Source organism: Sodalinema sp., assembly GCF_046483825.1.
GTDB lineage: Bacteria > Cyanobacteriota > Cyanobacteriia > Cyanobacteriales > Geitlerinemataceae > Sodalinema.
Map to the genome: position 1 here is coordinate 1 of NZ_JAWOCL010000098.1, position 8,398 is coordinate 8,398.

Sequence of the window (8,398 nt, forward strand, 5' to 3'; positions counted from 1 at the left end):
CAAGAGGCAAGAGGCAAGAGGCAAGAGGCAAGAGGCAAGAGGCAAGAGGCAAGAGGCAAGAGGCCAAGCAATAGGGGAGAAATCGGGTTGGGGTTTGGGTCCGTGAGACGTGGGGAAGTGGGAATGCTATCATCGCCTCAACGGGTCAATCAGACTTGTCCTCTCTTGGGTTGGAACTGCGATGAAATTCCGCACCGCACGCCAACAGCGTATTCGTCGGTATCGTCGCTATTTGGCGATCGCCATGGTTATCTCGATTGCCCTGGGAATTGCCAGTCGGGTTGATACAGTCCCGTTGGCGGCCTGGCTGCAAAATTCTGCTGGGACGATTTTCTATGAACTCTTTTGGATGTTTCTGGTGGCGTATATTATCCCAGAATTGGCGGCGGGGGCGATCGCCGGACTCATCTTTATCCTCACCAGTTTGATTGAAGTCTCGCAACTGTATCAACATCCAATCCTGGACAGGATCCGCCAAACCGTTGTGGGGCGACTTCTCATCGGCAGTCACTTCGACCCCTGGGATTTCCTGCACTACTTTATCGGTTGTATGATCGGTTGGTTCCTGCTACGCCAATTACAACGCAAGGTCTTAACTCCCAAGTCCTACCATCGTTTCTAACCGTCTCAACTCCAGATTGCTACCACCATGCGCGTTTTCCTTCAGCATCTTGCCCATGTCCTTTCTGCAACCCCCAAGGGTTGTTCGGAACAGTCTCTCAACCGCGCCTGTACGGGAATTTCTACGGATACGCGCACGGTTGGCCCCGGAAATTTGTTTGTTGCCCTATCGGGAGATCAGTTTGACGGCCATGATTTTGTCTATCAGGCCCGGGAACGGGGGGCGATCGCCGTCTTGGTTCACCATCCCCTCGATGATGAGACGTTACCGCAACTGGTGGTTCCCGATACTCTGGCCGCCTATCAACGTTTAGGCCGCTGGTGGCGGGATACTCATGCGATTCCGGTGGTTGGGGTGACGGGTTCGGTGGGCAAAACCACTACCAAGGAACTGATTGCAGCAATCTTAGGGATTCATGGCAATGTCTTGAAAACGCAAGATAATTTTAATAACGAAATTGGCGTTCCCAAAACTCTACTACAACTGAATGAGAATCACACCTATGCGGTGGTGGAGATGGCCATGCGGGGAAAGGGGCAAATTGCCGAACTGACGCATATCGCCCGCCCGGATATTGGGGTAATTACCAATGTGGGAACGGCCCATATTGGTTTGCTGGGATCGCGAGAGGCGATCGCCCAGGCCAAATGTGAACTCTTGGCGGAAATGCCTCAAACCGGCTGTGCGGTTCTCAATGCCGATGATGCGTTATTGATGGAGACGGCGGCGGGGGTGTGGGCCGGGAAAACCTTCACCTTTGGTTTGACGGCGGGAGATTTGCGAGGAACCCTCATCGACTCTCATACCGTGGAAATCGACGGCCTACGCTATCCGCTACCCCTTCCGGGCCGACATAACGCCCTCAATTATCTGGCGGCGATCGCCGTGGCCCGCCTCCTCAACCTCAATACCAATCGCCTCAACCACGGATTAGCGGTTAATATTCCCAATGGACGCGCCCAGAAACATCTCCTAGCGGGAGATTTAGAGTTATTAGATGAAAGCTATAATGCTGGACTTGAATCCATGTTAGCCGCCTTGGAGTTATTGGCTGAGGTTCCCGGACAACGACGGATTGCTGTGTTAGGAACCATGAAGGAGTTGGGGGAACAATCTCTCGACTTTCACCGACAGGTGGGGGAACGGGTGAAACAGCTTAATCTGGATGCCTTGTTTATCTTGGCGGAACTTCCTGAAGCTGAAGCGATGGCCGATGGCGCTCATGGGCTATCCTTTGTTGATATTGAAAATATCGAAACTCCTGACGCTCATGAAGCGTTAACCCAACGATTACGGACGTTTTTAAAAGGGGGCGATCGCGTCTTGTTTAAAGCCTCTCATTCCGTCGCCCTCCATCAAGTTGTTGATGCCCTAAAACATTAACAACTCGCAAGGGATCTGCCGCTATTCAATATGATTGATTCAGCAAAATTAGCCATTAAACCTTGGGACTTGTGACCCGTTTTAATCCATTGACTCAACCCTTTAAACCTGTTAAACGTGCCGTTGCCCTCGCCACATCACTCTTCCTCAGTTGGGGATATCTGGCCGTAGATGTTTCGGCCCAATCCTCGCCCCAATCCTCACCCCAATCGAGAGATTGGCAACTTTGGCAACGCAAGAAAACCCCTTCATCTATCAGCCAAGAGGAACAACCGTTGCGGGAGTTTGGGGATTGGTGTCTCGAACGCGATCGCCTGCCAGAATCGAGTCAGCGTACCATTGAGGCCATGTTACGTCACGCTGACAGCCAGAATTGTCTGGAGGCGCAACAGAACCTCAATCAAATTGATGATCTCAATCTTAGCGCCCAATCTCTCAGCGATTTACGGCCTCTGGCCTCTCTAACTCATCTAACTCGTCTTGATTTGAGTGTCAACGAGATTACCGATATTTCTCCCCTACGTCATCTGACGCAATTAGAAGAGGTTTTACTGAGTCTCAACGAGGTTGAAGATCTCTCACCCCTCGCCTCGCTGGTGAACTTGCGTAAACTTAATCTTGATCGCAATCAAATTGAGGATATTTCTGCCCTCAATTCTTTGGTAAATTTGCAAGTTTTGTTTCTCAATGACAACGAAATTGAGGATATTTCTGCTCTCAATTCTTTGGTTGAATTACAATTTTTGTTTCTCAACGATAACGAAATTGAGGATATTTCCGCCCTCAGTTCTCTGGTTGAATTACAAACCCTGTCTCTGAATAATAACCAAATCGAGGATATTTCACCCCTGCTTCCCCTCAACCAAATGTATGAATTACATCTCGACAATAATGCCATTGCTGACCTAAATGGCTTGCAACAGATGACGGGTTTAAATGAATTGTATTTAAGTGGCAATCAGATTATCAATATCGAGCCATTATCGAGTCTAAATGCCTTGACAGAATTGTATATTCGTGATAACAAAATCCGAGATATTGGGACGCTTCCCCAACTCACCAGCCTGAACTGGGCCGACTTTGAAGACAATGACATTTTAGACATTTCTCCCTTAGCCAACATGACGACGCTGGTGAGGGTGATTTTAGTGGATAACCCCGTGAACCCGTCCACCTGTCCCGTTGAACCCGAAATTTGTCAATTTGAAACAGACGTTTAAGCCTATCCCTAGAAGACATCCCCCTCATCAGGGTAAACTTGTCCACGGCGAACTCTTAACAATTAACGATTAACACTTCACTGACAATGCCTACCTTTCTCCTCGAAGTCGGTACCGAAGAACTCCCCGCCAGTTTTGTCGAAGGGGCGATCGCCCAATGGCGCGATCGCATCCCCCCCTCCCTCACCGAGGCCTTCATCGAACCGGCGGCGGTGGAGATCTACGGAACCCCGCGCCGTCTCGCGGTTTTGCTGCATAACCTCCCGGGTCAACAACCCGATCGCAGCGAAGACATCAAGGGGCCTCCAGTCCGCGCCGCCTACAAGGATGGACAACCCACCAAAGCCGCCGAGGGATTCGCCCGCAAACAAGAGGTATCCCTAGAGGACTTAGAAATCCGGGATACAGAGAAAGGAGAATTTGTCTTTGTCCGCAAACAGATTCCTGGCCGGCCCACAGCCGACATTCTCACGGAACTGATCCCCCAATGGATCTTCAAACTCGAAGGAAAACGGTTTATGCGTTGGGGCGACGGCGACGTGCGGTTTCCCCGTCCCATTCGTTGGCTGGTGGCCTTACTTGATGATACAGTTTTGCCCCTAACCATTACCAGTGGTTCCGATGTTGTCACGAGCGATCGCCACTCCGCCGGCCACCGCGTTCTCCATCCCGATCCCGTCTCCATTAACAACGCCAGCGACTACCTAGAGAACTTGCGTCAAGCGGCGATCGAAGTGAACCCCCAACGCCGTCGCGAAACCATCGTCGAGGGGATTCATCGCTGCGCCGCCCAAGTGGGGGGAACCGCTGATATCCCCGAAGACCTACTCGCCGAAGTGGTGCAATTGGTGGAATATCCCACCGCCGTCCTGGGCAAATTTGACGACGACTTCCTAATTTTGCCCCCGGAAGTCATCACCACAGTCATGGTCTCTCACCAACGCTACTTCCCCGTTCTCAACGCCGAAAACCCTCAGGAACTTCTACCGTATTTTATCACCATTTCTAACGGCGACCCGGCAAAATCTGACCTCATCGCCGCCGGAAATGAACGGGTCATTCGGGCGCGACTGGCTGATGGAGAGTTTTTCTATAAAGCCGATTGTGAGCAGCCCCTAGAAACCCTCGTTCCTCAGTTGGAAAGTATCACCTTCCAAGAAGATTTAGGAACCGTCAAAGATAAAGTAGATCGCTTCACCGCTGTCGCCAATCAACTCAGTCAAGCCCTAAACTTAAGTGAGTCAGAACAGGCTAAGATTGAGCGGGCTTGCTATCTCTGCAAAGCCGACTTAGTCAGTCAAATGGTCTATGAGTTCCCGGAACTACAAGGGGTCATGGGTGAGAAATACGCCCGCGTCAGTGGGGAAGATGAAGCCGTTTGTCGAGCAATTTTTGAGCATTACTTACCTCGGGGGGCGGAGGATAGTTTACCCCAGACCTTAACCGGGCAACTTGTCGGATTGAGCGATCGCCTCGATACCCTAGTCAGTATTTTTGGCTTAGGCTTATTACCCAGTGGATCCTCGGATCCCTTCGCCCTCCGTCGCGCCGCCAATGCAGTGGTAAATATCATCTGGGCGGCGGATTTAGAGTTGAATCTCAATCAATTCTTGCAGCAAGGCGTTGAAACCTTCAAAACCGCCCATCCCGAAGCCTCGCCGGAGTTACTAACACAACTGCAAACCTTCTTCCTGCAACGGTTACAAACCCTATTACAAGATGATCGAGGCATTGATTATGACCTCGTCAATGGAGTATTAGGAGAAGATGACGCGGATTATGCAGAACGGGCCTTAGCGGATGTTTTAGATACCCGCGATCGCGCCGAATTTCTACAACAAATCCGTCAAGACGGAACCCTAGATGTGATTTATGAAATCGTCAATCGTTCCGCCCGCTTAGCCAAAAAAGGGGACTTATCCACCCAAGAATTGAACCCCAAAGATGTCGTAAAGCCCGAGTTATTTGAATCCCCCGCCGAACAGGGATTTTATGATGCCTTACTGGGGCTATTACCGCGCACCGAAGCCGCCCAACAGGAGCGAAATTATAGCCAACTAATTGAGGGGTTAGTGGAGATTGCGCCCACCGTGCGGGAGTTCTTTGACGGAGAGAATAGTGTGTTAGTGATGGCCGAGGATGAAGCCGTGAAAGCCAACCGTCTCAACCTCCTAGGGTTATTACGCAACCACGCCCGTGTCTTAGCCGACTTCGGGGCGATCGTCAAAAACGGCTAACCCCCCCACCCCACCATCACTCAGAAACCGAGTTTTTCCAAAAAACCCGGTTTCTCGCCCCATCCCTAACCCACCCCACCCGCCACCAAGAAACCGAGTTTCTCCAAGAAACCCGGTTTCTCGCCCACTTTCTCGCCCCACCCCACCACTCAGAAACCGAGTTTCTCCAAGAAACCCGGTTTCTCGCCCACTTTCTCGCCCACTTTCTCGCCCCATCCGGCCCCACCCGCCACTCAAAACCCCCCTGTCAGTGATCCCCATCACAGCCAACCCAGACAAACATCAACTGTGCCACTGTTTTAAAGTGGCATACTAGAGCCATTAAGGGTGTAATCAGGGTCAACACACATGATATCTACATTAGTTGAATCCGCATTTGAAACAGGGTGCTTAAGCGTCGCGTCAGAAGGACTCATCTACCAAGTCCTAACCCACCGCGCCTATGGCCCCACAGACATAGACGCATTACAACGTCTCCAGTCCGCAGTCGAACGGGGAAAAATCCAACGAGAAGCCTCCCGCCAATTCACGGTACTATCAAACCTGATGGTTGCCGCATAGAATTATCAGAGTCCCTTGTCCGAGAACCCCTCCAACCCACCCGTTGAACCGACTGTCCAACACAGTCGCCTCATCGCCGCCTCCCCCATCTACTACGGTTGGCTAATTCTCCTCGCCGGAAGTTTGGGGATGCTGATGACCATTCCCGGTCAAACCGTCGGCGTATCCGTATTTCTCGACAAAATTATCCTCGATCTCGACCTATCGCGATCGCTCGTCTCCTTCCTTTACCTCCTCGGAACCGTCAGCGGTTCCTTTTTTCTGCCCGGAGTCGGACGCTTCATCGACCGTTCCGGCCCCCGCAAAGCCGTCATCATCATCGCCAGTCTCTTCGCCCTAGCCTGCGTTTACATGGGGCTAGTGGGCAACATCATCATGTTAGCCTTCGGCTTCATCGCCATCCGCAGTTTAGGACAAGGGGCCTTAGCCCTCGTTAGCCTCAACGTCATCAACCTGTGGTTCGTCCGTCGCCGAGGCTTCGCCCTCAGCCTCTCAGGAATTGGCTTTGCCCTCGGAATTGGCGTATTTCCCCTCATCATCGAACGCCTCATCAATCAACTCGGCTGGCGACTGGCCTACGCCAGCTTAGGAGGAATCGTCGCCCTCACCATCCTACCCCTAGGAGCGCTCCTCTACCGCGACCAACCCGAACGCTACGGCCTACAACCCGACGGCCCTCTCAAAGCCTCCCAAACAACGCCCCTCAGCGAAGTCAACTATACCCTCCCCGCCGCCCGTCGGACCTTCACCTTTTGGATTTTCACCGCCGGGAGTATCTGCATCGCCATGTTGGGAACCGGCTTAATCTTCCACCACTACTCGATTATGGCCAGTTCAGGGATTGAGCGGTCCGTGGCGGCCATGGTGTTTGTTCCCTTCGGAGTGATTACGGCCCTGTCGAACCTAGTCGCCGGCCTATTACTCGACCGCATCTCGCCGCGATTTCTCATGGCCACCATGTTGCTGCTACTCTGTAGTGCCTTATTCCTCGCCGTGCGCGTCACCACCGCCGAAGGAATGCTACTCTACGGCGGGCTATTGGGCTTAATGGAGGGCATGAACGGAGTCTTAAAGGCGGGAGTTTATGCCTACTACTTTGGACGCTCTCACCTCGGCAGTATCACCGGCTTTGCCACCACCCTCGCCGTCATCGGCACCGCCACCGGACCCGTCTCCTTCGCCCTAGGGTTAGACCATTTCGGCAGTTACGGACCCGTCTTAGCCTTAACGGCGTTACCTCCCTTCCTGGTAGCAGTCATCCTACTCCTGACCCCCTCCCGGCTGTTGGAAACCTCCCCGTAACCCCAACCCAGCCCAGACCGAAACCGCCAATTTCCAGGCATCCCAGCCCTTGTGCCTAAAATACCGTCTCCCCAGCGTTAATAAACTAGACGCGACCCACACTCCTGTCCGGGTTAATTCAGCAAACCCACGAAGGAATCAACAGGTGGAAGAAGGCGACCCATTCTGAGGAAGAACCCACCCCTAACCCCTCCCAGAAGGGGAGAACCTCCCTACTGCCTACTGCCTACTGCCTATTGCCTTCTTCCCCCCTATTCCCTATTCCCTGTTCCCTGTTCCCTGTTCCCTGTTCCCTGTTCCCTACTCCCCATTCCCATGATGCAATGTAACCCACGTCCCCAACTCCAAACCGTCAAACCCCTTGACCTTTCCGTGAACAATCCAGAAGCCTGGAACATTCTCAACCACTTCATTCGCACCTATCAAGATGGAGGCGACGAGGCCCTGTGGCAGCAGTTGGCCGCCCAACCCCAATGGCTGAACGGGCAACTGATAGAGGTTATTGAGGGGTCGAAGGATAATCCACCCTGGCCACAGGACGACTATGGCCAAACCCTCTATCATTTGGGCAACGCCTACCAACGCCAAGCCCAATTAGGGGAGTCCCCCTCCCAGCATCGAGCCTGGGCGGCCATCTGTTACCAAATCGCCCTAGAGATATTTCGTCCCCAACAGGTCCCTGGGGACTGTCTCAACATAGCCCTAGCGTTGGGGGATTTGGGATTTGAGCAGGGGGATTGGCAGATGGCGTTAGATGGCTATTACCTGGGGATAGCGGCTATTAACCACCAACGTACTCAGCCTCTCAACCTGAGAGCGGCCCAAGATTTACTGGCGAAGTCTCTCCACATCCACAACCAGGCGATTCAAGCGGCCCTGAACCTCTAGGGTCGGATGGCTCAAACATCAGAGACCGGGTGTCTTGAAGACACTCGGTCTCTCAATCTTGACCCATCTTTCCTCCTTCCCCCTTCCCTCGTGACTTGGCCCCCCTCCCTCGTGACTTGGCTCCCTCCCCCCTCCCTCGTCCCTCGTGACTTGGCTGGAGCCAAGTCATGCTCTTGGGGAGGCTC

8 protein-coding genes are annotated in these 8,398 nt (G+C 52.8%); 7 read left to right on the forward strand and 1 reads right to left on the reverse strand.

Annotated elements, in window-relative coordinates; genetic code table 11:
- Positions 1-181: 181 nt before the first annotated feature.
- The 4 genes from R6U67_RS06460 (at position 182) to glyS (ending at position 5,462) form a co-directional block, all read left to right on the forward strand.
- Positions 182-622 (forward strand): DUF2809 domain-containing protein, encoded by a 441-nt coding sequence (locus R6U67_RS06460; protein WP_410251781.1) that lies wholly within the window; start codon positions 182-184, stop codon positions 620-622.
- A gap of 27 nt (positions 623-649) precedes the next feature.
- A complete protein-coding gene (gene murF / locus R6U67_RS06465; RefSeq protein WP_410251782.1) occupies positions 650-2,005 on the forward strand; it encodes a UDP-N-acetylmuramoyl-tripeptide--D-alanyl-D-alanine ligase in 1,356 nt (451 codons plus the stop codon).
- Between the two features lie 71 nt (positions 2,006-2,076).
- On the forward strand, positions 2,077-3,225 hold the full coding sequence (locus R6U67_RS06470; protein ID WP_410251783.1) for a leucine-rich repeat domain-containing protein: 1,149 nt from the start codon (positions 2,077-2,079) through the stop codon (positions 3,223-3,225).
- Between the two features lie 86 nt (positions 3,226-3,311).
- Positions 3,312-5,462, forward strand: coding sequence for a glycine--tRNA ligase subunit beta (gene glyS / locus R6U67_RS06475; protein ID WP_410251784.1), 2,151 nt, complete (start codon positions 3,312-3,314; stop codon positions 5,460-5,462).
- On the opposite strand, the gene R6U67_RS06480 is transcribed toward glyS, so the two are convergent.
- On the reverse strand, positions 5,427-5,699 hold the full coding sequence (locus R6U67_RS06480; RefSeq protein WP_410251785.1) for a hypothetical protein: 273 nt from the start codon (positions 5,697-5,699) through the stop codon (positions 5,427-5,429). The genes glyS and R6U67_RS06480 overlap by 36 nt on opposite strands.
- A gap of 111 nt (positions 5,700-5,810) precedes the next feature.
- Here R6U67_RS06480 and R6U67_RS06485 point away from each other — a divergent pair, with 111 nt between their 5' ends.
- The 3 genes from R6U67_RS06485 (at position 5,811) to R6U67_RS06495 (ending at position 8,213) form a co-directional block, all read left to right on the forward strand.
- Positions 5,811-6,023, forward strand: a complete 213-nt coding sequence (locus R6U67_RS06485) for a hypothetical protein (RefSeq protein ID WP_410251786.1) — start codon at positions 5,811-5,813, stop codon at positions 6,021-6,023.
- Positions 6,024-6,038: 15 nt separating this feature from the next.
- A complete protein-coding gene (locus R6U67_RS06490) occupies positions 6,039-7,325 on the forward strand; it encodes an MFS transporter (RefSeq protein ID WP_410251787.1) in 1,287 nt (428 codons plus the stop codon).
- Between the two features lie 315 nt (positions 7,326-7,640).
- The gene (locus R6U67_RS06495; RefSeq protein ID WP_410251788.1) at positions 7,641-8,213 is read left to right on the forward strand and encodes a hypothetical protein; all 573 of its coding nucleotides are present in this window, start codon (positions 7,641-7,643) and stop codon (positions 8,211-8,213) included.
- Positions 8,214-8,398 lie beyond the last annotated feature (185 nt).